The sequence below is a fragment of the Herbaspirillum sp. GW821-FHT09A12 genome (assembly GCF_059418325.1).
On the sequence record NZ_JBWKPR010000013.1, the window covers coordinates 12,115 to 34,794 of the forward strand.

19 protein-coding genes are annotated in these 22,680 nt (G+C 63.9%); 9 read left to right on the top strand and 10 right to left on the bottom strand.

Going from position 1 to position 22,680, the window contains the following annotated elements; all coding sequences use genetic code 11:
* Positions 1 to 257: 257 nt before the first annotated feature.
* From AC07N6_RS20475 to prpB, 3 genes are all read right to left on the bottom strand, one after another.
* Positions 258 to 686 carry a hypothetical protein gene (locus tag AC07N6_RS20475; protein ID WP_494782000.1) on the bottom strand — a complete coding sequence of 143 codons (429 nt, stop codon included), beginning with the start codon at positions 684 to 686 and terminating at the stop codon, positions 258 to 260.
* Between the two features lie 176 nt (positions 687 to 862).
* Entirely contained in the window at positions 863 to 2,029 is a 1,167-nt protein-coding gene (prpC, locus tag AC07N6_RS20480) for a bifunctional 2-methylcitrate synthase/citrate synthase (protein WP_494782001.1), read from the bottom strand.
* Positions 2,030 to 2,115: 86 nt separating this feature from the next.
* Positions 2,116 to 3,006, bottom strand: coding sequence for a methylisocitrate lyase (gene prpB, locus AC07N6_RS20485; protein WP_494782002.1), 891 nt, complete (start codon positions 3,004 to 3,006; stop codon positions 2,116 to 2,118).
* A 313-nt stretch (positions 3,007 to 3,319) separates the two neighbouring features.
* On the opposite strand from prpB, the gene prpR reads away from it, so the two are divergent.
* On the top strand, positions 3,320 to 4,978 hold the full coding sequence (prpR, locus tag AC07N6_RS20490) for a propionate catabolism operon regulatory protein PrpR (protein WP_494782003.1): 1,659 nt from the start codon (positions 3,320 to 3,322) through the stop codon (positions 4,976 to 4,978).
* Between the two features lie 302 nt (positions 4,979 to 5,280).
* A complete protein-coding gene (locus AC07N6_RS20495) occupies positions 5,281 to 6,564 on the top strand; it encodes an MFS transporter (protein WP_494782004.1) in 1,284 nt (427 codons plus the stop codon).
* 124 nt (positions 6,565 to 6,688) lie between these two features.
* On the opposite strand, the gene ntrC is transcribed toward AC07N6_RS20495, so the two are convergent.
* The 4 genes from ntrC to glnA all read right to left on the bottom strand — a co-directional run bounded on the left by ntrC (position 6,689) and on the right by glnA (position 11,527).
* Positions 6,689 to 8,179, bottom strand: a complete 1,491-nt coding sequence (ntrC, locus tag AC07N6_RS20500) for a nitrogen regulation protein NR(I) (protein ID WP_494782005.1) — start codon at positions 8,177 to 8,179, stop codon at positions 6,689 to 6,691.
* Between the two features lie 132 nt (positions 8,180 to 8,311).
* Positions 8,312 to 9,385, bottom strand: a complete 1,074-nt coding sequence (gene glnL, locus AC07N6_RS20505) for a nitrogen regulation protein NR(II) (protein WP_494782006.1) — start codon at positions 9,383 to 9,385, stop codon at positions 8,312 to 8,314.
* A 159-nt stretch (positions 9,386 to 9,544) separates the two neighbouring features.
* Positions 9,545 to 10,000 carry a DUF4124 domain-containing protein gene (locus tag AC07N6_RS20510; RefSeq protein WP_494782007.1) on the bottom strand — a complete coding sequence of 152 codons (456 nt, stop codon included), beginning with the start codon at positions 9,998 to 10,000 and terminating at the stop codon, positions 9,545 to 9,547.
* Positions 10,001 to 10,111: 111 nt separating this feature from the next.
* On the bottom strand, positions 10,112 to 11,527 hold the full coding sequence (gene glnA, locus AC07N6_RS20515) for a type I glutamate--ammonia ligase (RefSeq protein WP_494782008.1): 1,416 nt from the start codon (positions 11,525 to 11,527) through the stop codon (positions 10,112 to 10,114).
* Positions 11,528 to 11,944: 417 nt separating this feature from the next.
* Between glnA and AC07N6_RS20520 the strand changes: the two genes are divergently transcribed.
* Positions 11,945 to 12,406, top strand: coding sequence for a rhodanese-like domain-containing protein (locus AC07N6_RS20520; protein WP_494782009.1), 462 nt, complete (start codon positions 11,945 to 11,947; stop codon positions 12,404 to 12,406).
* A 27-nt stretch (positions 12,407 to 12,433) separates the two neighbouring features.
* Here the strand turns inward: AC07N6_RS20520 and AC07N6_RS20525 are convergent, their stop codons facing one another.
* The 3 genes from AC07N6_RS20525 to AC07N6_RS20535 form a co-directional block, all read right to left on the bottom strand.
* Positions 12,434 to 13,117, bottom strand: a complete 684-nt coding sequence (locus AC07N6_RS20525; protein WP_494782010.1) for a response regulator — start codon at positions 13,115 to 13,117, stop codon at positions 12,434 to 12,436.
* A gap of 33 nt (positions 13,118 to 13,150) precedes the next feature.
* Complete coding sequence (locus AC07N6_RS20530) at positions 13,151 to 13,843, bottom strand: response regulator (RefSeq protein WP_494782011.1); 693 nt, start codon at positions 13,841 to 13,843, stop codon at positions 13,151 to 13,153.
* Between the two features lie 179 nt (positions 13,844 to 14,022).
* The gene (locus AC07N6_RS20535; RefSeq protein ID WP_494782012.1) at positions 14,023 to 15,282 is read right to left on the bottom strand and encodes an EAL domain-containing response regulator; all 1,260 of its coding nucleotides are present in this window, start codon (positions 15,280 to 15,282) and stop codon (positions 14,023 to 14,025) included.
* A 235-nt stretch (positions 15,283 to 15,517) separates the two neighbouring features.
* Between AC07N6_RS20535 and AC07N6_RS20540 the strand changes: the two genes are divergently transcribed.
* The 6 genes from AC07N6_RS20540 to AC07N6_RS20565 all read left to right on the top strand — a co-directional run bounded on the left by AC07N6_RS20540 (position 15,518) and on the right by AC07N6_RS20565 (position 22,680).
* Positions 15,518 to 16,177 (top strand): DUF1120 domain-containing protein, encoded by a 660-nt coding sequence (locus AC07N6_RS20540; protein WP_494782013.1) that lies wholly within the window; start codon positions 15,518 to 15,520, stop codon positions 16,175 to 16,177.
* Positions 16,178 to 16,215: 38 nt separating this feature from the next.
* Positions 16,216 to 16,896: a DUF1120 domain-containing protein gene (locus tag AC07N6_RS20545; RefSeq protein WP_494782014.1), complete on the top strand. Its 681-nt coding sequence runs from the start codon at positions 16,216 to 16,218 to the stop codon at positions 16,894 to 16,896.
* A gap of 169 nt (positions 16,897 to 17,065) precedes the next feature.
* Entirely contained in the window at positions 17,066 to 17,761 is a 696-nt protein-coding gene (locus AC07N6_RS20550) for a fimbria/pilus chaperone family protein (RefSeq protein ID WP_494782015.1), read from the top strand.
* 106 nt (positions 17,762 to 17,867) lie between these two features.
* Positions 17,868 to 20,366: a fimbria/pilus outer membrane usher protein gene (locus tag AC07N6_RS20555; RefSeq protein ID WP_494782016.1), complete on the top strand. Its 2,499-nt coding sequence runs from the start codon at positions 17,868 to 17,870 to the stop codon at positions 20,364 to 20,366.
* Entirely contained in the window at positions 20,353 to 20,925 is a 573-nt protein-coding gene (locus AC07N6_RS20560) for a DUF1120 domain-containing protein (RefSeq protein ID WP_494782017.1), read from the top strand. Before AC07N6_RS20555 ends, AC07N6_RS20560 begins: the two co-directional genes overlap by 14 nt.
* 219 nt (positions 20,926 to 21,144) lie before the next feature.
* Positions 21,145 to 22,680, top strand: coding sequence for a DUF1800 domain-containing protein (locus AC07N6_RS20565; protein WP_494782018.1), 1,536 nt, complete (start codon positions 21,145 to 21,147; stop codon positions 22,678 to 22,680).

A 22,680-nucleotide genomic window follows, 5' to 3' on the forward strand; every position in this document is an offset into this window, starting at 1 on the left:
TTGCCCGCTGTTGTTTGTTGGTGTTGCGGGCATCGCGACGATGACCACAGTGTGGCATCGCAAACTTACTTGCTGCTGAATAGCATGTTGCTCATTTGCGTGCGGCCGAAGCGGACAGCGGCGCGCGGCGCCGCATCCGATACCCGCAAACAGGCATCAGGCATCAGGCATGGAGATCGGGCGGCGAACGCCGCCCGGGAAGGAAAGGCGCGCATCCGTTACCCGTTACCCGACGAATGCGCCAACCGGAGACGGACTTACCTGGCCTTGCAGTCGTTGGCGAGCTGCTGCCCGATTTTGGAATTGAGCAACATCGACTTGGACGGAATCTGGATCCACACCAGCCCTTCGCTCTTGTTCTCCAGGCGTACGGCGCCGGTCGATGTGCCGACCGGGTTCATCAGGTACGAATTGCCCTTCCACACCAGCGTGACGCCGTCGGTGACGCGGCCATCCATGCGCAGCTCCACCTTGTTGCCCAGCTCGCAGTTGAAGTTGCCGGTGACCAGTTGCGTGGCCCAGGTGGGCTGGCTGGCGGCCGGCGCCTTGATAATCTGGGGCAGCACCGGCTTGGTGTCGGTCACCGGCATTTTTTCCGAAGCGCAAGAGGCCAGCACGGCGGCGGCGGCCAATACGGAACAAGACTTGAAGACGAAGGAGAGGCGCGAAGCGTTCAATACGGTCATCGGGATATCCAGGAGATAGTCAGATCCGGATACCGCAATGCAGCGAACCGGATCGGGAATGGCAAAACTGATCCGACCGCATCTTAACAATTAATTGCAACTCGCTCGACTTCTTCGCACGCTTGTTACAAATATCCACAACGGCCGGCGACGCATGGGTCGCCGGCAGGCGCTCCTTACTTGCGCTTGGAGATGGGCACGAACTTCAGGTCTTCCGGGCCGACATAGTTGGCCGACGGGCGGATGATCTTGTTGTCGACGCGTTGCTCGATGATGTGCGCGGCCCAGCCCGAAGTGCGGGCGATCACGAACAGCGGGGTGAACATCGCGGTCGGCACGCCCATCATGTGGTAGGACACGGCCGAGAACCAGTCCAGGTTGGGGAACATCTTCTTGATGTCCCACATCACCGTTTCCAGGCGTTCGGCGATGTCGAACATCTTGGTCGAGCCGGCGTCCCTGGACAGCTTGCGCGCCACTTCCTTGATCACCTTGTTGCGCGGGTCGGAAATGGTGTAGACCGGATGGCCGAAACCGATCACCACTTCCTTGTTCTCGACGCGGCGGCGGATGTCGGCTTCGGCCTCGTCCGGGTTGTCGTAGCGCTTCTGGATCTCGAACGCCACCTCGTTGGCGCCGCCATGCTTGGGGCCGCGCAGCGCGCCGATGGCGCCGGTGATGGCCGAGTACATGTCGGAACCGGTGCCGGCGATGACGCGGCCGGTGAAGGTGGAGGCGTTGAATTCATGTTCGGCGTACAGGATCAGCGAAGTGTGCATCGCCTTTTCCCATTGCGCGGACGGCTTTTCGCCATGCAGCAGGTGCAGGAAGTGGGCGCCGATCGAATCATCGTCGGTCTCGACTTCGATGCGCTTGCCGTTGTGGCTGTAGTGGTACCAGTACAGCAGCATGGAACCCAGCGACGCCATCAGGCGGTCGGCGATGTCGCGCGCGCCGGGGGTATTGTGATCGTCCTTCTCGGGCAGCACGCAGCCCAGCGCGGAGACGCCGGTGCGCATCACGTCCATCGGGTGCGAAGCGGCGGGCAGCCATTCCAGCGCCGCCTTCACATTGGCCGGCAGGCCGCGCAGCGCCTTCAACTTGGCCTTGTAGGCGCGCAGTTCGGCCGCGGTGGGCAGCTTGCCGTGCACCAGCAGGTGGGCGATCTCTTCGAATTCGCAGCTATCGGCCACGTCCAGGATGTCGTAGCCGCGGTAATGCAGGTCGTTGCCGGTCTTGCCGACGGTGCACAGCGCGGTGTTGCCGGCCGTCACGCCGGACAGCGCCACGGATTTCTTGGGCTTGAAGGCGCCGGCTGCCGGGGTTGTCTGCTGCTCGCTCATCGTGTTCTCCTCAGGGGTATCGGTTATGTATTGCTTATGCGTTGATGGCGCCCGGCTGGCCGCGCGCCATGTGATGACGTTTTCTCTTATTTGCTCTTCTGCTGCGCGAACAGCGCATCGAGCTTCTGCTCGTAGGTGTGGTAATCGATGCGATCGTACAACTCCATGCGCGTTTGCATGGTGTCGACCACGTTCTTCTGCGTGCCGTCGCGGCGGATCGCGTTGTAGACGTTCTCGGCCGCCTTGTTCATGGCACGGAAGGCCGACAGCGGATACAGCACCAGGCCGACGTCGGCGCCCTTGAGTTCATCTACGGTAAACAGCGGGGTCGAGCCGAACTCGGTGATGTTGGCCAGGATCGGCACCTTCACCGCATTGGCGAATTTCTTGTACATCGCCAGGTCGGTGATGGCTTCCGGGAAGATCATGTCGGCGCCGGCTTCGACACAGGCCACCGCGCGCTCGATGGCCGCCTCCAGGCCTTCGACGGCCAGGGCATCGGTGCGCGCCATGATCACGAAATTGTCATCGGTCCGGGCATCGACGGCGGCCTTGATGCGATCCACCATTTCCTGCTTGCTAACGATTTCCTTGCCGGGGCGGTGGCCGCAGCGCTTGGCGCCGACCTGGTCTTCGATGTGGATGGCGGCGGCGCCGAACTTGATCATCGACTTGACGGTGCGGGCGACGTTGAAGGCCGAGGCGCCGAAACCGGTATCGACATCCACCAGCAACGGCAGGTCGCAAACGTCGGTGATGCGGCGCACATCGGTCAACACATCGTCGAGATTGGAGATGCCCAGGTCGGGCAAGCCCAGCGAGCCGGCCGCCACGCCGCCGCCGGACAGGTAGATCGCGCGAAAGCCGGCGCGCTTGGCCAGCAATGCGTGGTTGGCGTTGATCGCGCCGATGACCTGCAGCGGGGATTCTTCCTGGACGGCCTTGCGAAATGCTGCGCCTGCGGAGTGGAGAGCCATGGTGACACCTTCTGGATGGGTTGCTGGATACGCTGGACCGGGCGCCAGGCAATCGCGGCGACGTTTCAGCGGACAAACTGGCAGACTGCATTGCAACGCCCGTGCCACACCCCGGATCGAAAAGCGAACCCCGCCGACGGCCTCCTCCCGCCCCTGGTTCCAAACGAAGCAAAATCAATGACTTAGGGGATTCCTTTCCCTAGCCATAACGCGACAGAGACTTGTTTCCCATGCTTAGATCGGACAGCGAAATGGTTTCATATGTGTTACATTTTTGTTTCATGAAACACCAAATGAAACACATCATCTTCCAATGAAACGCCCTGCCTATCGCGATGCCGACCGCCCGGCCGACAAACCCGTCATCTGGACGGTATCGGTTTCCCGCCTGTCCGAGCTGTTCCGCGACATCACGCTGGAGTTCGACGAGCTGGCCGACATCGAGCCCATCCACCTGGGCTTCGACGACGCGGTGCGCCACATCCGCGAACGACTGGCGACCGAGCGCTGCGACGCGGTCATCTCGGCCGGCTCCAACGGCGCCTACCTCAAGAGCCGCCTGCCGGTACCGGTGATCGTGGCCTGCGCCAGCGGCTTCGACGTGATGCAGGCGCTGGCCCGCGCCCGCAAGCTAACGCCGCGCATCGGCCTGATCACCTATCAGGAAACCATGCCGGCGCTGGCCGAATTCCAGCAGATGTTCGGCCTGGACATCGTGCAGCGCACCTATGCCACCGAGGAAGACGCGCGCGCCCAGGTCAATGATCTCAAGGCCGCCGGCATCAAGGCCATCGTGGGCGCCGGGCTGATCACCGACCTGGCCGAGGAAGCGGGCCTGCAGGGCGTATTCATCTATTCCTCGGCCTCGGTGCGCCAGGCGTTCGAAGACGCGCTGGAACTGGCGCGCCTGACCCAGCTGGAATCCACCCGCGGGCGCAGCCTGCCGGTGGCCGATACGCTGCGCGCGCGGCATCACATCAACGACCTGCGCGGCGAGTCGCCGGCGATGGAAATCGTCCGCCAGTCGATCACACTGTTCGCGCGCTCGCCGGCCACCGTGCTGATCCAGGGCGAAACCGGCACCGGCAAGGAACTGGCGGCCCAGGCGATCCACCGCGCCCATCCGCTGATGCAGGGCAAGGTACAGGCGGCGCATCCCTTCGTGGCGGTCAATTGCGGCGCGCTGGCCGAGTCGCTGCTGGAGTCCGAGCTGTTCGGCTACGAGGAAGGCGCCTTCACCGGCTCGCGCCGCGGCGGGCGCGCCGGCCTGTTCGAAGCGGCCAACCGCGGCACGCTGCTGCTTGACGAGATCGGCGAAATGCCGCTGCCGTTGCAGACGCGCTTGCTGCGAGTGCTGGAAGAACGCGAGGTGGTGCGGGTGGGCGGCACGCGCCCCATCCCCGTGAATGTGCGCATCATCAGCGCCACCCACTGCGACCTCGATGCGCGCGTGCGGGAAGGCCGTTTCCGCGCCGACCTGTATTACCGGCTGGGCGTGTTGCGCCTGCAACTGCCGCCGCTGCGCGAACGCCGCGAAGACATCGCGGCGCTGGCCGAATGGCACCTCAAGCACGCGCTGGCGGCGCTGGATGTGCGCCCGCACGCCAACCTGCACGCCGAGATCGCGCATTGCGCGCCGCTGCTGGCCGGGTACGCATGGCCGGGCAATGTGCGCGAGCTGCGCAACATGATGGAAAGGCTGGCGCTGTTTCTCGCCGCCGAACCGCTGCAGGCATTGACGCCGGCACTGATACAAGGCGTCGCGCCTGAAATCGCCGCGGCCGGCCTCCGGCAAGCGATGCCGGCGCCATCGCCATCGTCGGCGGCGTTGCCAGAACCGGCGCTGCCGGACATCCGGACGATCCTGCAGCGCTGCGGCGGCAACCGGGCGGCGGCGGCGCGCCAACTCGGGATCAGCCGCACGACGTTGTGGCGCAAGCTGAAAGAGGCCGGCGAATCCGAGCTACCATGACGACATGGCAACGGCGCCCCGCCGGCAAACTCATCAATCAGCTCGCCGTCGCCTGGCCGTAAATTATTTACGCCGCATGGAATTTCAAACACCTTCCCAGCGCCTGATAATCGGGCGCTTGCGCTTCTTGACAGCAAGTTCGCCCGCCGCCTATGCTCGGCCGCTGTAGCGGCTAGAGCCCTCAGTCGGCACGACTTGCCAAGCCAGGCGACGGCTGTCGGCCCCTTCCTGCAAGGCCCTGTCGCTCAGGGCGCTACTGCGCATTTTCATCCACAGGCGTCATTCAAAAAAAGGGAAGAACCATGACCACAACAACCGTTTCACCGACGGCCGAACATACGCATCCGCAGGCCAGGCGCGCCATCATTTCCTCGTCCATCGGCAATGCGCTCGAATGGTTCGATATCCTGATCTACGGCGCCTTCGCGGTCGTCATCGCCAAACAGTTCTTCCCGACCGGGAACGACACCGTCTCGCTGCTGCTGACCTTCGGCACCTTCGGCGTCTCCTTCTTCATGCGTCCGCTGGGCGCGGTGGTGCTCGGCGCCTACTCCGACCGCGTCGGCCGCAAGTCGGCACTGATGCTGTCGATCATGCTCATGACCATCGGCACCGCGCTGATCGCGTTCATGCCCAACTATGAAAGCATCGGCCTCTTGGCTCCGGCCGGCATCGCGCTGGGCAAGATGATCCAGGGCTTTTCCGCCGGCGGCGAATTCGGCAGCTCGACCGCCTTCCTGGTGGAACACGCGCCGCACCGCCGCGGCTTCTTCTCCAGCTGGCAGGTCGCCAGCCAGGGCGTGAGCCTGCTGCTGGCGGCCATCTTCGGCGCCGTGCTCAACAACATGCTCACAGCCGACCAGTTGGCCTCGTGGGGCTGGCGCGTGCCGTTCGTGTTCGGCCTGCTGATCGCGCCGGCCGGCATCTACATCCGCCGCCACCTGGACGAGTCGCCCGAGTTCAAGGATTCCACCGAGAAGACCGATGCTCCGCTGCGCGACACCTTCTCCAGCCAGAAGCTGCGCCTGCTAATCGGTTCGGGCAGCGTGATCATGGCCACCGTCTCGGTCTACCTGTCGCTGTACATCCCGACTTACGCGGTCAAGCAGCTCAGCCTGCCGGCATGGTCCTCGTTCGCCGCCATGTCGGTGGCCGGCATCATCATGGCGCTGGGTTCGCCGCTGGTGGGCGCCTGGTCCGACAAGATCGGCCGCACCCCGTTCATGATCGCCAGCAGCGCGCTGTACATCGTGCTGACCTATCCGATGTTCGTGTTCCTGACCAACTCGCCGGGCTTCCTACAATTGCTGTTGCTGCAGACCGTGATCGGCGTGCTGATGACCATGTACTTCGCCGCGATGCCTGCATTGCTGGCCGATATCTTCCCGGTCGCCACGCGCGGCACCGGCATGTCGCTGGCCTATAACATCGCCGTGACCATCTTCGGCGGCTTCGCCGGCCTGATCATCACCTGGCTGATCGACTTCACCGGCAACAAGCTGTCGGTGAGCTACTTCGTGATCTTCGGCGCCGTACTGAGCCTGTTGGCCAGCCTGTCGGCGCGCCTGGTGCTGCGCCTGCGCTGACGGCCTCGCCGGGCCGGCCTGCAAATGGCTGGCCCGGCGCACCGATGGCGCCCAGGCAGCGCCAATGAAAATGGCCCGCATCGTTGGATGCGGGCCATTTCTCTTTTCGGCAACGCCGTGCGGCTCAATCGTCTTCGGCGCCGCCGATGCCCAGTTCCTGGATCTTGCGGGTGATGGTATTGCGTCCGATCCCCAGGCGCACCGCCGCGTCGTTCTTGCGGCCATGCGTGTGCTTGAGCGCGATCTTGATCAGCGCCGCCTCGAACTGGCGGCCCAGGATGTCCATCACCTCCGGCTGTTCCTGCGCCAGCATGTGCGCGGCTTCGGCTTCCAGCAGGGAAATCCAGTTGGCGTGGCTGGCTTCGGCAGGCGCCGGGTAGCCGGCCTCGCCGCCCGCCGGCTGCGGCATGGCCGCCGAGGCCGGGGCCGACAGCGTCTGCGCCGGCTGCGGCGCATGCACGCGCTCTTCCACCAGGTCCTGCGGCAGGTCCTTGATCTCCACCGTCTGGCCGGGCGCCATCACGGTGATCCAGTTGCACAGGTTTTCCAGCTGGCGCACGTTGCCGGCGAACTCCAGCTGCGACAGGAACTGCATCGCCTGCGGCGACAGGCGCTTGGCCTCCACCCCCAGTTGACGCGCGCTCTGCGTGAGGAAGTGGCGCGCCAGGATCGGAATGTCTTCGCTGCGCTCGCGCAGGCTGGGCAAGCGCAGGCGGATCACGTTCAGGCGATGGTACAAGTCTTCCCGGAACAGGCCTTCGCGCACGCGATGTTCCAGGTTCTGGTGCGTGGCCGCGATCACCCGCACATTGGCCTTCAAGGACTGATGGCCGCCGACGCGGTAGAAATGGCCGTCCGACAGCACGCGCAACAGGCGCGTCTGCAAGTCCAGCGGCATGTCGCCGATTTCATCGAGGAACAGCGTGCCGCCTTCGGCCTGCTCGAAGCGGCCGCGGCGCATCGCTTGCGCGCCGGTGAAGGCGCCGCGCTCATGGCCGAACAGTTCGGATTCCAGCAGGTCCTTGGGGATCGCCGCGGTGTTCAAGGCGACGAAGGGCTGGCTGGCGCGCGGGCTGTGCTTGTGCAATGCGCGCGCCACCAGTTCCTTGCCGGAACCGGACTCGCCGGTGATCAGCACCGTCACGTTGGATTGCGACAGGCGGCCGATGGCGCGGAACACGTCTTGCATCGCCGGCGCCTGGCCGAGGATTTCGGGGGTCTGCGCGGCCGACTGCTCGACATCGATTTCGCGCAGGCTTTCGTCGAGCGCGCGGCGGATCAGTTCGACCGCCTTGTCGACGTCGAAAGGCTTGGCCAGGTATTCGAAGGCGCCGCCCTGGAACGCCGAGACGGCCGAATCCAGGTCGGAGAATGCGGTGATGATGATGACAGGGATGCCGGGATGCTTGGCCTTGATGGTCTGCAGCAATTCAAGCCCGGACGCGCCCGGCATGCGGATATCGGAAACCAGGACCTGCGGCGTACCGCTTTGCAGGGCTTGTATGGCGTCGCGCGCGCTGGAAAAACTTTGCGTGGCGAGATTTTCTCGGGCCAGGGCCTTTTCGAGAACCCAGCGTATCGATTCGTCGTCGTCAACAATCCAGATTGGCTTCATAAATAACTTTTCCTGCGTTGGTCATGCTGTTAATGCTTCTGTAGTGCAGCGTGGCGGCACACCGCAACGACAGCCCCCGATGGCGAATTGCTTCCATCACACTGGTTTGGCGCGCTGCCTGCGGCCATTGGCTCACGGCAGCGGTATTAGTATTCTGAAATCGGTACATCCCGGCCGGCTCTCGCATTCGATCACGCCCATGTGCTGGTGAACGAAAGTCTGCGCCAGCGTCAATCCGAGCCCGCTGCCTCCCTCGCGTCCCGACACCAGCGGATAGAAAATCCTTTCCTGGATGTCGGGGGGGATGCCCGGGCCGTTATCGATGATATGCAAGTCTAGTGCCAGCCGGTATCGCACCTTGGATAGCGTCACTTGCCGGCTCACGCGCGTGCGCAAAATCAGCTCGCCGTCGCCGGCGCGGATGCGTTCGACCAGGGCTTGCGCCGCGTTGTGGACGATGTTGAGCAGCGCCTGGATAAGCTGCTCCTTGTCGCCGCGGAATTCGGGGATGGAGAGGTCGTAGTCGCGCCTGATGGTCAGGCCCTGCGGGAACTCGGCCATGATCAGGCTGCGCACGCGTTCGCACACTTCGTGGATGTTGACGTCGCCCACGATGTGCGGATGGCGGTGCGGCGCCAGCAGGCGGTCCACCAGCGTTTGCAGCCGGTCGGCTTCCTTGATGATGACCTGGGTGTATTCGCGCAATTCCTTCAGGTGGCGCTCGGGCAACTCCAGCTCCAGCAATTGCGCCGCGCCGCGGATGCCGCCCAGCGGGTTCTTGATCTCGTGCGCCAGGTTGCGGATCAGTTCCTTGTTGGCCTGGCTCTGGTCGAACATGCGCTCTTCGCGGTCCAGCTTGAGTTGCTGCACGTTCTCGCGCAGCTCGAGCAGCACCGGCATGTCCGGGTTGTCCAGCGGCGTGACGATGGTATGCACCTGCAAGGGCTCGCGGTTGGCGCGTTCCAGCACCAGGTCCAGGCGCTTGTCGGCGAACTGGTGTTCGATGGCCTGGGAGAACAGCGCGGACAGTTCCGTGCCGTTGAGGAAGAGTTCCGAGAGCTTCTGCTGCGACAAGACCTTGAACGAGCTTTCCAGCAGGTTCTCCGCCGCGGCGTTGGCGTACACGATGCCGCCCCGGGCATCCAGAATGATCACCGCCGAAGCCAGCAGGTCGAGGCCGTCAAGCGAGGAGAAATTTGTCTTCATTCGGATTATTGTTGACCCTGAAATCGTTGGTGGCGGATGGCGGCCACTTCGCCAGCGCTTGTTGCATCGCAAAGGCGGCCGTCGGGCCCTGCATTTGCCAATCCGCGCTAATGCTCTAGCAAGTTTCGGGCAAGCCCGCATGCCGCCGCATGTTGTACATCAATCCTTGAGCGCCCGCTCAAGCGCGGCGACGGCCGCCGCGCTTTGCCCGAGCGCATCCTTCAAGGCCGCGCTGCGCGCCTGGTATCGGGCGTAGTTGCGCTCGTCGCCGCGTCGCTCGGGTTGGCCGTCGTTATATTCGCGCCTGAGCGCATCCAGCCTGCTGCGCTCTGCCGCCAGGCGTTCGCGCAACACGATGCGGGAACGCTCTTCATCGGCCGGCGCCGGCGGCGACAAATCCTTCCGCCCTGTGGCAACGCCATTGCCATTGCCATTGCCATTGCCGCTAACCGCGCCCAGCGGCGCCAGCACGCCCTTGCGGCAATGCGCCGCACGCGCGTCATCGCGGTATTCGACGCCGCCGCTGCCGGTGCATACGTAGATGTCGGCAGCGTGCCCCGCCGCCGCGCCGGCCAGCAGTGCCGCCGCCCATCCCCAACCACGCCTGCTCCTCATCGCATCCTCCGGAAAACCTCTACCGCCTTGTGACAAGACGGCGCGCGCTCCGGCTGCGCATAAACAAAAAGGGGAAGCAAGCTTCCCCTTTTTTTGAAGACCCGTCTTCGATTACAGCGAGTAGTACATATCGAATTCGATCGGGTGAGTGGTCATGCGGAAGCGTTGAACTTCCTGACCCTTCAGTTCCAGATAGGCATCGATCATGCTGTCGGTGAAGACGCCGCCGCGGGTCAGGAACTCGCGGTCCTTGTCCAGGTGGTCCAGCGCTTCTTCCAGCGAGGCGCAGACGGTCGGGATCAGCTTGTCTTCTTCCGGCGGCAGGTGGTACAGGTCCTTGGTCGCGGCTTCGCCCGGGTGGATCTTGTTTTGCACGCCGTCCAGGCCTGCCATCAGCAACGCGGCGAAGCACAGGTACGGGTTGGCCAGCGGGTCCGGGAAGCGGGTTTCAATGCGGCGGCCCTTCGGGTTGGCCACGTGCGGGATACGGATCGATGCCGAACGGTTGCGGGCCGAGTAGGCCAGCTTGACCGGGGCTTCAAAGCCTGGAACCAGGCGCTTGTACGAGTTGGTGCCGGGGTTGGTGATCGCGTTGAGCGCCTTGGCGTGCTTGATGATGCCGCCGATGTAGAACAGCGCCGTTTCGGACAGGCCGGCATAGCCGTCGCCTGCGAACAGGTTCTTGCCGTCTTTCCAGATCGATTGGTGAACGTGCATGCCGGAACCGTTGTCGCCGACCAGCGGCTTGGGCATGAAGGTCGCGGTCTTGCCGTAGGTGTGGGCGACGTTCCAGACCACGTACTTCAGGTTCTGGGTCCAGTCGGCGCGCTCGACCAGGGTCGAGAACTTGGTGCCGATTTCGTTTTGACCGGCGCCGGCCACTTCGTGGTGATGCACTTCGACTGGGATGCCCAGGGATTCCAGGATCAGGCACATTTCCGAACGCATGTCCTGGAAGCTGTCGACCGGAGGAACCGGGAAGTAGCCGCCCTTGACGGTCGGACGGTGGCCGGAGTTGCCGCCTTCGATCTTGGCGCCGGTGCTCCAGGAAGCTTCTTCGGAATCGATCTTGACGAAGGAACCGGACATGTCAGCGCCCCAGCGCACGCCGTCGAAGATGAAGAATTCTGGCTCCGGGCCGAAGTAGGCGGTGTCGCCCAGGCCGGAGGACTTCAGGTAGGCTTCGGCGCGCTTGGCGATGGAACGCGGGTCGCGGTCGTAGCCCTTGCCGTCGGACGGCTCGATCACGTCACACTGCATGAACAGCGTGGTTTCTTCCATGAACGGGTCGATGTTGGCAGTGTTCGGGTCCGGGATCAACAGCATGTCGGAGGCTTCGATACCCTTCCAGCCTGCGATCGACGAACCGTCGAAAGCGTGACCGGATTCGAACTTGTCGATGTCGAAATGCGAAACAGGCACGGAAACGTGCTGTTCCTTGCCTCGGGTGTCCGCGAAACGGAAGTCAACAAACTTGACTTCGTTGTCCTTCACCATCTTCAAAACCTCTGCGGCCGTCCTTGCCATGCGAATCTCCTAAAACGAGGAAGTAGTATAAATTTGGGGGGTTGAGCCGTTTTCTGCGACTGGATCTTTGCATTTGATACAACGGTCTTGCGCCGGAACTCAGACGCGGATGATAGCAGATTCCATGCCACCGCCCTTTCAAGGGCGGCAATAATGGAATATTTTAGGGAGCAGGGGCTGGACGGCCGTTCCCTTCAGTGCATGCAACTTGAATTTATGCATTATTTTAGTGCAAATTAACTGAATTGCACCAATAAACACCATTATGGTGCATTCAATGGTCAATACGCACTTATTTAGTGCCTCCGTGTAAAGAATCGATGCAGATCGATGCATCCACTGCGCCAAAAGAATTAATCTTTTAATTTATTTATAATTTTTAGCCATTTCCAACCCCGATAGTCCAACGAGGCGCCGATGACCCAAGAACAGATCCTCACCACTGCCAGCCAGCGCGCCCAGGACGGCCAGCTTCCCTACCGCGGGGCCGTCACGCCCCGGGAAGCCTTTGCCCTGATTCAGGGCAACCCCGCCATCAAGCTGGTGGATGTACGAACCAAGGCCGAACGCGACTGGGTCGGGACGGTGCAAATCCCGGCCGGGCAACACTTGTTCGTGCAGTGGAATTTGTATCCGGAGGGCAAGCCCAATCCGCAATTCCTCGAACAGTTGCAGCAAGCCGCAGGCCCCGACGAGGTATTGCTGTTCCTGTGCCGCTCCGGAGTCCGTTCCAGGCACGCCGCCAAACTGGCCAGCGAGAACGGCTATCGCAATTGCTTCGACATCGTCGAGGGTTTTGAAGGCAACAAGGATGCGGCCGGACACCGCAAGACAGTGGAAGGATGGTGCCAGGCCGGCCTGCCCTGGGTAGGCGCCTGAGGCGCCCGTCGGCAACCGGAGTGCCGATCAGGCCGCCAGCAATGCATCCAGCTGCGCCATCCGATCAACGATGGCGGCAAAGCCGGCGGCGCCGTTGCGCGTCGCCTCCTCGATGCGTTCCAGCGTCGTGACGATCTCCTCGCGCTGCATCGTCAGCGCCGCGCCTTTCATCCGATGCGCCAGGCGCTGGACGGCTTCGACGTCGGATGCGGCATGCGCCGCGCGCATCGCCGCCAGATCCTGTAGCGAGGTCGTGCGGAACAAGGCCTCCAGATCCACCGATTGCGCATCCACCGGCGCGCTGGCGGCAGGTTCGTCGACATCGTAATCGCACCATAGCGACAGCATTTTCTTGAACTCGCCGATCGGCAGCGGCTTGCCCAGGATGCCGTCCATGCCGCTGTCCAGGCACAGCTGCACATGGGCTGCGTCAGCCTCGGCCGAGATGCCGATGAGCGGGGTGTAGCCGGCATCCGGATTGCCCTCTTCCGCCTCCCGCACCCGCCGCGCCACTTCGTAGCCGTTCATGTCCGGCATGTAGCAGTCGAGCAGCACCAGGCCGTAACGTTGCGCCTGGATGGCCGCCAGGGCGGATTTGCCATCTTCGACGCCGGCCACGCGGCAACCGAACTTGCGCAACTGCTTTTCGATCACCATGCGGCTGGTCGCCGAATCGTCGACCACCAGAATCCAAGGTCCTTTTTCGCTCATTGGTCGCTCCGTCCTTATCTCAGTCTCTTGGTCTCAGAGGTCTTCAAGCTGGTGCTGAATCTTGAACAGCTCGCTGTCGTTGCGGACCCCAAGCTTGCGAAATGCCGCCTGTTTCTGGCCACTGATGGTCTTGACGCTGCGCGCGAACTTTTCCGCTATCTGGGTCACCGTCATGCCATCCAGGCAGCAGCGCAACACCTCGCGCTCGCGCGGCGACAGCTCCGAGTTCTCGGACAGGGAATCCGATACCGCCGCCCCTTCCCGGCCGCCCTCTCCCGGTTCGGCGGAAAGCATCGACGACAATTCGGCGGCCATGTTGTTGTTCAGGTGGACACGGCCAAGGGAGACGGTGCGTATCGCCTGTATCAGTTCCGAGAGCTCCTGCGATTTGCCGACAAAACCGCGGGCCCCGGCCTTCATGGCCAGGGCGACCGTGGCCGGGTTGTAATGCGAGGAAGAGACCAGGATCTTGCTGTCGGGAAAACGCACCTTCAAGGCGCGGATCAGGTTCAGGCCGTCAATGTCGTTGGCCCCCAGGGAGTAATCGATCACCAGCAGATCGGCCGGCGTGGTGCGCAAGGCCGCCATCATTTCCTTGCTGGTCGCAAACGATCCCACAATCTGAAAATCCGGTTCTTCGGACAAGCGCCCCGCCAGCCCGTAGCGGACCACTGCGTGGTCGTCCAGCAAGGCGATGCGAACCGTCGATGCAGATGACCATGTCATCATGGATTCCTTTTTTATCTGATGGCCCCAGCAAGCGCGACGTCCCGGCCCCGCCCTTCCCATCAGCAGCGAATGCCATCCCATGCGCCGCGAACCGGATGGCCGCGGTTGATCCCGCTCCAAGTGTACCAATAGCGCGTCGCGTCAAACGGGTGAATAAGACCATGATTTCCCCGGCTTCAGGCAGGCGCCCGCCTGGCATCGCAAGCCGGCGCCTGCGCGCCGCTGCGTGCCGCGCGCAGGAAGTCGGTCACCTTCATCGGCGGCGCGATATCGCCCTGCATCAGGCGGCATCCCATGTCGCGCAAGGCCTCGGATGTTTCCTGGTCGTCCACGCCGCAGGCCACGACATCCAGCCTCAGGCGCCCCCCGATGTCGAAGATGCTGTCGAGCATGCTGCGCGACAGGCCGTGGCGCAGCAATTGCCCGATCAGGCCGCCATCGATATGGATGCCGGTGAACGGCACCTCGGACAGCATGCTGATATTGGCGCTGCCCGCCCCAAAGCCGTTGAGCGACAAGCCGAACCCCTTGATGCGCAAGCGGTTGAGCGAAGCCGACAACGGCACCGGCAGCACCGGCGCGCCGATTTCCGTGAGGACGATGGAGACCTGTTCCGGGCTCAGTTGATGCTGCCGCACGCGGTCGGCGAGATAGTCCACGATTTCCGGCGTCTGCAGCGTCTGGGCGGACGCCTTGATGCTCAACGGCAGGCAATGGCCGGAAGCCTTCAATTTTTGCTGCACTCGCAGCACATGGTTGATGGTCCGGTAAAACAACACCAATCCCAGCCCCTGCTGCTCGATCAGCGCCGTGAATTGCTCCGAGCGCAATTTGCGGAATCTGGGATGGTTCCAGCGCACCTCGGCCGCGGCCGCGGCCATGCGCCAACTCTCCGGCGAGATCTGCGGGCAGTACCAGACATCGAATTCGTCGACATCGCAAATGGCCCTGAGCAAATCCTCGTCGGTGATGTTGCGCAATGCATCATCGGCGCCGACGCGCCGCTGGCGCCGACGCTTGCCCAAGGCGATCGCCAAGTCGACCACATAGCACAGGGCGATATTGGACAAGGGCTTGGGCAAGGCCTCCACGGCCGCAAAGCCGGCGTTCCTGGCCAACCGGATATGCGAATCCAGCATGCCCGCGCCCAGCACGCTGACCCACACCAGCATCGGAAACTGCCGCGGCGGCCCTTCCCGGTTGCGCGCCTGCTCCACATGGCGGACGATGAATTGCGGGCCATCCATGTTGGGCATGCCGATGTCGCAGAAAATCAGGTCGACCGCATGCAGCTCCATGAGCTGGATCGCCTCCCGGCCATCGGCGGCTTCCAGCACCTTTTGCGCCCCCATGCGCCTGAGATTGCCGGCCAGGACCGCCCGTTGAAGCGGTTCATCCTCTATCACCAGAATGACTAAATCCGAGATCGATTTCATGAGGTTTCAGGTTATTCCAATGCCGTTTTGGGTCATTTCACAACCTGCGATTCTGTGCCCGCGGCACGCCGCCTCAAATAAGAATCGTCTGGAATACCCCCCGAATAATTGTGAAAACACAATGAAATCCCGTTTCGCTCTTAAGGCGAAACGAAGGGTGATATCGATATTCCCCACCTCCACCGACGGACTGATTTAGAATCGGACAGACCAATCCTCAAGTCCCCCATCGATCATGAAAAGATGGATTTTCTGCACATTCTGGACACTCGCCGTCCCGGCTGCGGCTCTGGCCGGGACGACGGCGCAATTGCGCGTCACCGGCCGCATCGTGCCCAATGCCTGCGCGCTCAAGTTCATCGGCGGCGGCGTGGTCGATTATGGCGCCATCCCCTCCGGCACGCTCTCGCCGCACGCACCGACTTTGCTGCCCGCCAAATCGGTCGGCCTGCAAGTGTCTTGCGGCATTCCCGCCAGCGTGGCGCTGCGCCTGGTCGATAACCGTCCGCTGGCGACCACCGAGGGCATGGTCAAGACCTCGGCCCGCCCCAGCATGCTGCGCGACGGGCGCTATTTCGGCTTGAAAAACGAACAAGGCTTGCGCGTCGGCGGCTATGTGCTGCGTTTCGAAGCGCGCGGCGATGCCGCCGCGCCCAACCTGCAAATGAATGCGCCGGGCAATGCCGCCAGCGGCGCCTGGACGGTGCGCACCGATGGCATGCTGCTGCAGGACACGCTCTACACCTGGGCTGCCGGCGAGCGCAGCATCCCGGCAAAGATGCAGCAGATGGGCGCCACGCTAAGCATCCAGCCCGTCATCGACAGCCGCGGCGGCGGCCTGGACGACGATATCCCCCTGGATGGATCGGCCACTTTCGAGCTGGTCTACCTCTGAAACCGCCCCGCCCCTGCCACACCTCTCCCGATACAACCATGCCAGCCATCCACCTTCGTTCCCATCCGCTGCTGCGCCTGCTGCTTTGCGCCGGGCTGGCCCATGCCGGCGGCAGCGGCGCGGCCAGCATGGCGCCGCTGGAAGTCACGGTCACGCTGACGCCGGCCGCCTGCACGCCGACGCTGTCCAACGGCGGCGTGGCCGACTATGGGAAGATGAATGCCAACATCCTGCGCCAGGGCCAGGTCACGGCGCTGCCGGCCATGAACATGACCTTTTCCATCAACTGCGACGCCGCCGCCAAATTCAGCGTCAGGGTCATCGACAACCGCAGCGCCTCGCTGGTGCCCGGCATCGTTGCCGCCGGGTCGGGCGACGGCGCGCTGGGCGACGACTACAACTTCGGCCTGGGCAACGCCGCCGGCCGCCACATCGGCGGCTACTCCATCCGCTTCATGCCCAATACCTACACCGGCGACTATCGGCCGGTGAAGTTGATGTCCTCGCCCGATGGCAACACCTGGAGCGATGCCGGCAACGGCGCCGCCTCCAAGCGGCTGCGCTTCTCATGGGGGGCGGACAACGGCGCGGTCGAGGCCTACAAGGCGGTATCGGGAGGACTGTTGGTGCAACCCTATGTCAACAAGGCGGAAAACCTGCCCTTGGGCCAGGACATCCCGCTGGACGGTTCGGCCACGCTGGAGCTGCATTACCTGTAGCGCGGCCGGGGATACGGGAAAGCGCCCGGCTCGGCACGAAACGCCTAAAACAACCATAAACCGCCTGTTGTTCCAGCGCTTGCAGCCGACCGAAATCGGCGATGATGAAAAAGACAGCTTCGTTCTCGGGGGAAACAAGATGTACGCTTTAGCCATACAACAAAAACACATGCGCGGCCTGGCATGCCTGGCGCTGTTGGCATCGGCCTGCGCCGTCTTGCCCGGCGCCCGCGCCAGCGGCATGCTGCCGGAAACATCGGTGGTCATCGTCAACGAAGCCGATGGCGAAGCCAGCATGAACGTCAAGAATACCGATGCCGCCGCCACCCTGCTCTACACCTCCATCCAGAACCTGCCGGAAGACCAGGAACCGCTGCTGGTGGTTTCCCCGCCGGTGGCCCGCGTGGAGCCCGACCAGACGCAACTGGTGCGCTTCATCCTGCAATTGAAGGAACCGCTCAAGACGCAGCGCCTCAAGCGCGTCATTTTCGAGGGCATCCCGCAAAAAGGCGCCGATGGCGGCGTCAAGGTGACCATGAACGTGCGCCAGAACCTGCCGCTGATCATCCATCCCAAGAACCTGCCCCTGAACCGCGAACCCTGGAAACTGCTGAGCTGGTCCATCAGCGGCGATTCGCTGGTGATGCGCAACGACAGCGCCTATGTGGTGCGCTTCGCCCAGTCGGTGGCGCTGCTGCCGTCCATGGCCGAAGTCGACATGAGCCGCACCTATATCTTGCCGGGAGAAAAACTCACCGGACAGATTAAGGGCAACGCGGCGGGCACGACGGCGGTCCGCCTGTCGCCGGCGACGGTGTACGGTTTCTCGGTCGACAATTTCGACGCGCCGCTGGGCAAACCCTGAGCCCTGACGGGTGGCGACCGCGGACAACGGCCTGCCTTCTTCCGGTACGCGGCAACGGCATACCGGCGGGATAGTCGCGTCGCGCCTTGCGCCATGCCGGCGGCTCTTGCTTGCGCTCGGCGGCGGCCTGGCCGCCACGCTCCCCGCCTGGGCGCAACTGCCTGCGGGGTTCGACCTGGACATGCTGCGCGAGCGCGGCATCGACCCGCAAATCGCCGAATACTTCAAGGACGCCGCCCGCTTCCGCCCCGGCATCAACATCGTCACCTTGTTCGTCAACGGACAGCCGCGCGGACGCATCGATGCACGCTTCGACGACAAGGGCGAACTCTGCTTCGACAAGAACCTGCTCAGCAAGGGCGGCCTGAAGACACCCGAGAAAACCCTGCCGACCGCCGCATCGACCGCAGCAGCAGCAGCAACAGCAGCCGGGCAATGCTACGACTTCAAGGCCGCCTATCCGCAGACCGGGATCGAGCTTCGGCCCGGCAAGGAAGAAGTCGCGCTGGTGGTGCCGACCGATGCGATGCGGCCCAATGAAAGCGATTTCTCCGGCTTCGCCACCGGCGGCAGCGCCGCCCTGCTCAACTATGACATCGTGACCTCGCGCAGCCAGTTCGGCAGCAGCTCCAGCAATTTCCTCAGCGCCAACCTGGAATACGGCTTCAACACGCGCGACTGGATCGTGCGTGGGCGCACCATGTATGCGCGGCAGGACCAGTCCTCGCAGCGCCAGCACTTGTACGCCTATGCGCAGCACACGCTGGTCGACTACAAATCCATCTTCCAGAGCGGCCAGATCAACATCTTCAATACCGCCTTCGCCGCCGGGCCCATCACCGGGCTGCAGATCGTGCCGGAGACCGCGCTGTCGTCCGGCTCGATCAATAACGTGATGGTGGAAGGCATCGCGCAGACCCAGGCGCGGGTCGAGGTGCGCCAGAACAATGCCTTGATCTACTCGACGGTGGTGCCCAGCGGCCCCTTCGCGCTGACCGACCTGCCGCTGCTCAACGGCACCAGCGACCTGGACGTCACCGTGACCGAAGCCAATGGCGCGCAACGCCGCTTCACGGTGCCGGCGGCTTCGCTGCACGGCGGCAACCTGGGCATGCAGCGCGGCTATTCCTTCGCGCTCGGCAAGCTGCGCTCGCTGGGCAACTCCACCGGCCGGCAGCCCTGGGTCGCCACCGCCGGCGGCGGCTGGCCGCTGGGGCGCAACAGCACGCTGAGCGCCGGCCTGATGGGCGCCACCGGCTACCAGGCGGCAAGCTGGGGCGCGGACACCCGCATCGGCGACAATAACCTGAGCATTCAGCAGCGGCTGTCGCGCGCGCCCCGCGAGGGCGAACACGGCACCCAGTTCACGCTCGCCAGCAGCAGCATCCTGGCTGAAAACACCTCGCTGGGCCTGTCCACCACGCAGCAGACCCTGGGCTATCGCGACCTCAGCGACACCACCATCGACCAGCAAAAGGAGCTGGCCGAGCAATTGCTGCTCACGCCGGACCAGACTCCCACCACGCAATACGCGCGCTACCGCGGCCAGTACACGGCCTCGCTCAGCTGGAGCAATACGCTCCTGGGCGGCTTCAATGTCTCCTACTCCAAGTCGACCCAGTTCTACGGGCAAAGCACCCAGCGCGTCATGGCCTCGTGGGGACGCAACTTCGAGACCATCAGCGTCAACCTGAACATCGAGCACCAGATGGGCGGCACCGGCGCGCTGGCGGGCAACGCCAATACCTTCTACCTCACCGTCAGCATCCCGCTGGGCAAGCGCAGCGTGCGCACCTACGTCAACAACAGCAGCGGCTACCAGCGCCTGGGCGCGTCGTATAACGAGCAGTTCAACGACTACGTCAACTACACCGTCGCGGCCGAACGCAACCAGCAGACCAAAGACGACGACCTGTCGACCCAGGTCTCGATGCTGCCGCGCTATGCGCAGGTCAACCTCGGCTACGCGCGCTACGGATCGGGCAGCACCGCCTACAACGGCGGGCTGCGCGGCGCGATGGTGCTGCACCAGGGCGGCCTGACGCTGTCGCCCTACGCGGTGCAGGACACTTTCGGCATCCTGCAGGTGGGCGATGTCGCCGGCGTCAAGGTCAGCACGCCCTACGGCCCCGTCTGGACCGACTGGAAGGGCCAGGCCGTGATTTCCCAGTTGCCGCCCTACGCCAGCACCCGGCTGGAAATCGCCACCAAGAGCCTGCCCCGCAACGTCGACATCAGGAATGGACTCAAGCTGCTCGACGCCGGCCGGGGTTCGGTCAGCCACATCGGCTTCGATGTGCTCAAGGTCAGGCGCATCCTGCTCAACGCCAAATCGCCGGACGGCCAACCCTTGCCCAAGGGCGCTTTCGTGCTCGACGCCGACAACCAGTTCGTGACCACCGTGGTCGACGACGGCCAGGTGTTCCTGCTCAACGGCACGCCAACCGGGCCGCTGCGCGTTACCCTGCCGGACGAGAAGAGCTGCGTGCTGCAATACAGCTTGCCATCGGCCGCCGATCCCAATATGTTCTACGAGACGGCCGATGCGGTATGCCGGCCCGACATGCACGCGCAACCGAAAGGACTTCTCCATGCGCCGGTCTGATCCCACCCTTGCGCTGGCCACGCTGGCAGCCGCCCTGCTGGCCGCGCCGGCCGCCCATGCCGCCGGCGCCGACAATTGCCAGATGCAAATCAGCAACCCCAGCGTGGACTATGGCGCCACCACCCGCGCGGAACTGCTGAAAAGACAAGTCTCGCCGCTGATGATGAGCCTGGGGCGGCAAAGCGTGACGCTCACCGCCACCTGCAGGGTGCCGACGCTGATGACGCTGTTCTTCCGCGGCAGCGCCGCCGACGCCCATGCCTACCGGCTCGGCAATGGCGGCTCGTTCACCCTGCGCGTGCTCAATGCCCGGCTGGACGGCCGCGCGGTCGGGCTGGGCAGCGTCCTGGTGCCGGGCCAGCCGCCGGAGACCCAGGCCGATAGCCTGGCGCTGTCGCCCAACACCGGCGCGGTACCCATCATCAACGATGTGCCGGTCCGGGGCAGCTCGCTGCAACTGCAAATCGACATCGATGCCGGCATCTCGACCACCGACAGCCGCATCAACGACCGCACGGTATTGCGCGGCGACGGCAGTTTCGAGCTGGTCGAGCATTGACGTCATTCCCCCGCCATCCTCCCCCCATCCCCCCTCTTCCCGCCCCATTCCTGACAACCGCATCAGCTTTGTAACGCCGTGTAACGCTGCCGGATTCTGCCAACCTTAATCGGGCACGCGGCGTTATGGAACGAGTCATGCGCTATTTCAGTCCGTCGAGCCCGCACTTCCTCCTCTGAAAGTTTCCGACAGATAAACGCTCATTATCGAGGCCCACTCATGCGCCCGTTTCGCCAAGCCCTCCGCCCGGCCATGTTGCCGGCCACCCTGCGCCAGCGCTGCCTGCTGGTGTTGCTCGCCTGCTGCACCGCATCGGCGGCCGGCGCCGACCTGTCGCCGCAAGAGCGCGCCCTGCATGTGCTCGACCGCCTGGCCTACGGACCGCGTCCGGGCGACCTGGAACAGGTCGAGAAAATGGGCGCCAAGCGCTACATCGAATTGCAACTGCATCCCGAACGCATCCCGCTGCCGCCAGACCTGCAAGCCCGGCTGGCGGCGCTGCCGGCCCTGCAGATGACGCCGGCGCAATTGTTCGTCGACTATGGCCCGCCCTCGTTCGACAAGAACGCATCGAAAGAAGAAAAACAAGCCGCCCGCCAGCGCGCCGGGCGCGAACTGACGCCGCAATTCCACCTGGCGCGCCTGCTGCAAGCCACCGAAAGCCCGCGCCAGCTGGAAGAGGTGATGACCGAATTCTGGGCCAACCACTTCAACGTCTTCGAAGGCAAGGAATGGGTGCGCTACTGGGTCGGCGACTATGAGAAAAACGCCATCCGCCCTTATGCGCTGGGCAATTTCCGCGATCTGCTGGGCGCCGTGGCGCATCATCCGGCGATGCTGTACTACCTCGACAACTGGCTTTCCAGCGGCGTCGGCACGCCGGGCGCGCGCGGCAACTTCAAGGGGCTCAATGAAAACTACGCGCGCGAGCTGATGGAGCTGCATACCCTGGGCGTGGACGGCGGCTACCGGCAGGCCGACGTCATCACACTGGCGCGCATCCTGTCCGGCTGGACCATCGACGTCAACGCCATGAAAGGCGGCGCCGCGCCCTTTTCCTTTAACGCCGCGCGCCACGATGCCGCCCCCAAGGTGTTCCTCGGCAAGCCGCTCGCGGCGCGCGGCTACCAGGAGGGCGAGGCCGCACTCGACATCCTGGCCAACCATCCGTCGACGGCGCGCTTCATCGCCACCCAGCTGGCGCAGTATTTCGTCGCCGACCAGCCCGATCCGGCACTGGTGCAGAAACTGTCGCAGACCTTCCTGGCCACGCACGGCGATATCCGCGCGGTGCTGCAAACCCTGTTCGACAGCCCGCAGTTCTGGTCGCGCGCCAATTACCAGACGCAATTCAAGACGCCCTACCAGTTCGTGGTCTCGGCCCTGCGCGCCAGCGCCACGCCGGTGGTCAACCCCAGGCCGGTCAACGGCGCGCTGGGCCAGTTCGGCATGCCGCTGTACGGCTGGCTCACGCCGGAGGGCTACAAGTATTCCCAAGAGGCCTGGCTCAATCCCGACGCGCTGCTGCGCCGGATCAATTTCGCCGGCGGCCTGGTGAACGGCAAATCGCCCATCGCCCGCGCCGATGGGGCGCCGCCGCCCGCCAATGCCGATGCCCGCCCAACCGATCCGCAACAGTTGCTGGCCACGCTGGGGCCCGCCATCGCGCCCGACAGCGCGCAAAAGATCGATGCCGCACCGCCCAACCTGCAGGCCGGGCTGATTCTGGGCAGCCCCGACTTCATGAAACGCTAA

Coding starts and splice junctions, on each gene's coding strand:
- AC07N6_RS20560 (WP_494782017.1), top strand. CDS start 20,353: ATGCGCCGGTCTGATCCCACCCTTGCGCTGGCCACGCTGGCAGCCGCC.
- AC07N6_RS20510 (WP_494782007.1), bottom strand. CDS start 10,000: ATGAGGAGCAGGCGTGGTTGGGGATGGGCGGCGGCACTGCTGGCCGGC.
- prpB (WP_494782002.1), bottom strand. CDS start 3,006: ATGGCTCTCCACTCCGCAGGCGCAGCATTTCGCAAGGCCGTCCAGGAA.
- AC07N6_RS20535 (WP_494782012.1), bottom strand. CDS start 15,282: ATGAAATCGATCTCGGATTTAGTCATTCTGGTGATAGAGGATGAACCG.
- AC07N6_RS20520 (WP_494782009.1), top strand. CDS start 11,945: ATGACCCAAGAACAGATCCTCACCACTGCCAGCCAGCGCGCCCAGGAC.
- AC07N6_RS20540 (WP_494782013.1), top strand. CDS start 15,518: ATGAAAAGATGGATTTTCTGCACATTCTGGACACTCGCCGTCCCGGCT.
- AC07N6_RS20525 (WP_494782010.1), bottom strand. CDS start 13,117: ATGAGCGAAAAAGGACCTTGGATTCTGGTGGTCGACGATTCGGCGACC.
- AC07N6_RS20565 (WP_494782018.1), top strand. CDS start 21,145: ATGCGCCCGTTTCGCCAAGCCCTCCGCCCGGCCATGTTGCCGGCCACC.
- AC07N6_RS20550 (WP_494782015.1), top strand. CDS start 17,066: ATGCGCGGCCTGGCATGCCTGGCGCTGTTGGCATCGGCCTGCGCCGTC.
- glnA (WP_494782008.1), bottom strand. CDS start 11,527: ATGGCAAGGACGGCCGCAGAGGTTTTGAAGATGGTGAAGGACAACGAA.
- AC07N6_RS20545 (WP_494782014.1), top strand. CDS start 16,216: ATGCCAGCCATCCACCTTCGTTCCCATCCGCTGCTGCGCCTGCTGCTT.
- AC07N6_RS20475 (WP_494782000.1), bottom strand. CDS start 686: ATGACCGTATTGAACGCTTCGCGCCTCTCCTTCGTCTTCAAGTCTTGT.
- prpC (WP_494782001.1), bottom strand. CDS start 2,029: ATGAGCGAGCAGCAGACAACCCCGGCAGCCGGCGCCTTCAAGCCCAAG.
- AC07N6_RS20530 (WP_494782011.1), bottom strand. CDS start 13,843: ATGACATGGTCATCTGCATCGACGGTTCGCATCGCCTTGCTGGACGAC.
- ntrC (WP_494782005.1), bottom strand. CDS start 8,179: ATGAAGCCAATCTGGATTGTTGACGACGACGAATCGATACGCTGGGTT.
- glnL (WP_494782006.1), bottom strand. CDS start 9,385: ATGAAGACAAATTTCTCCTCGCTTGACGGCCTCGACCTGCTGGCTTCG.
- prpR (WP_494782003.1), top strand. CDS start 3,320: ATGAAACGCCCTGCCTATCGCGATGCCGACCGCCCGGCCGACAAACCC.
- AC07N6_RS20495 (WP_494782004.1), top strand. CDS start 5,281: ATGACCACAACAACCGTTTCACCGACGGCCGAACATACGCATCCGCAG.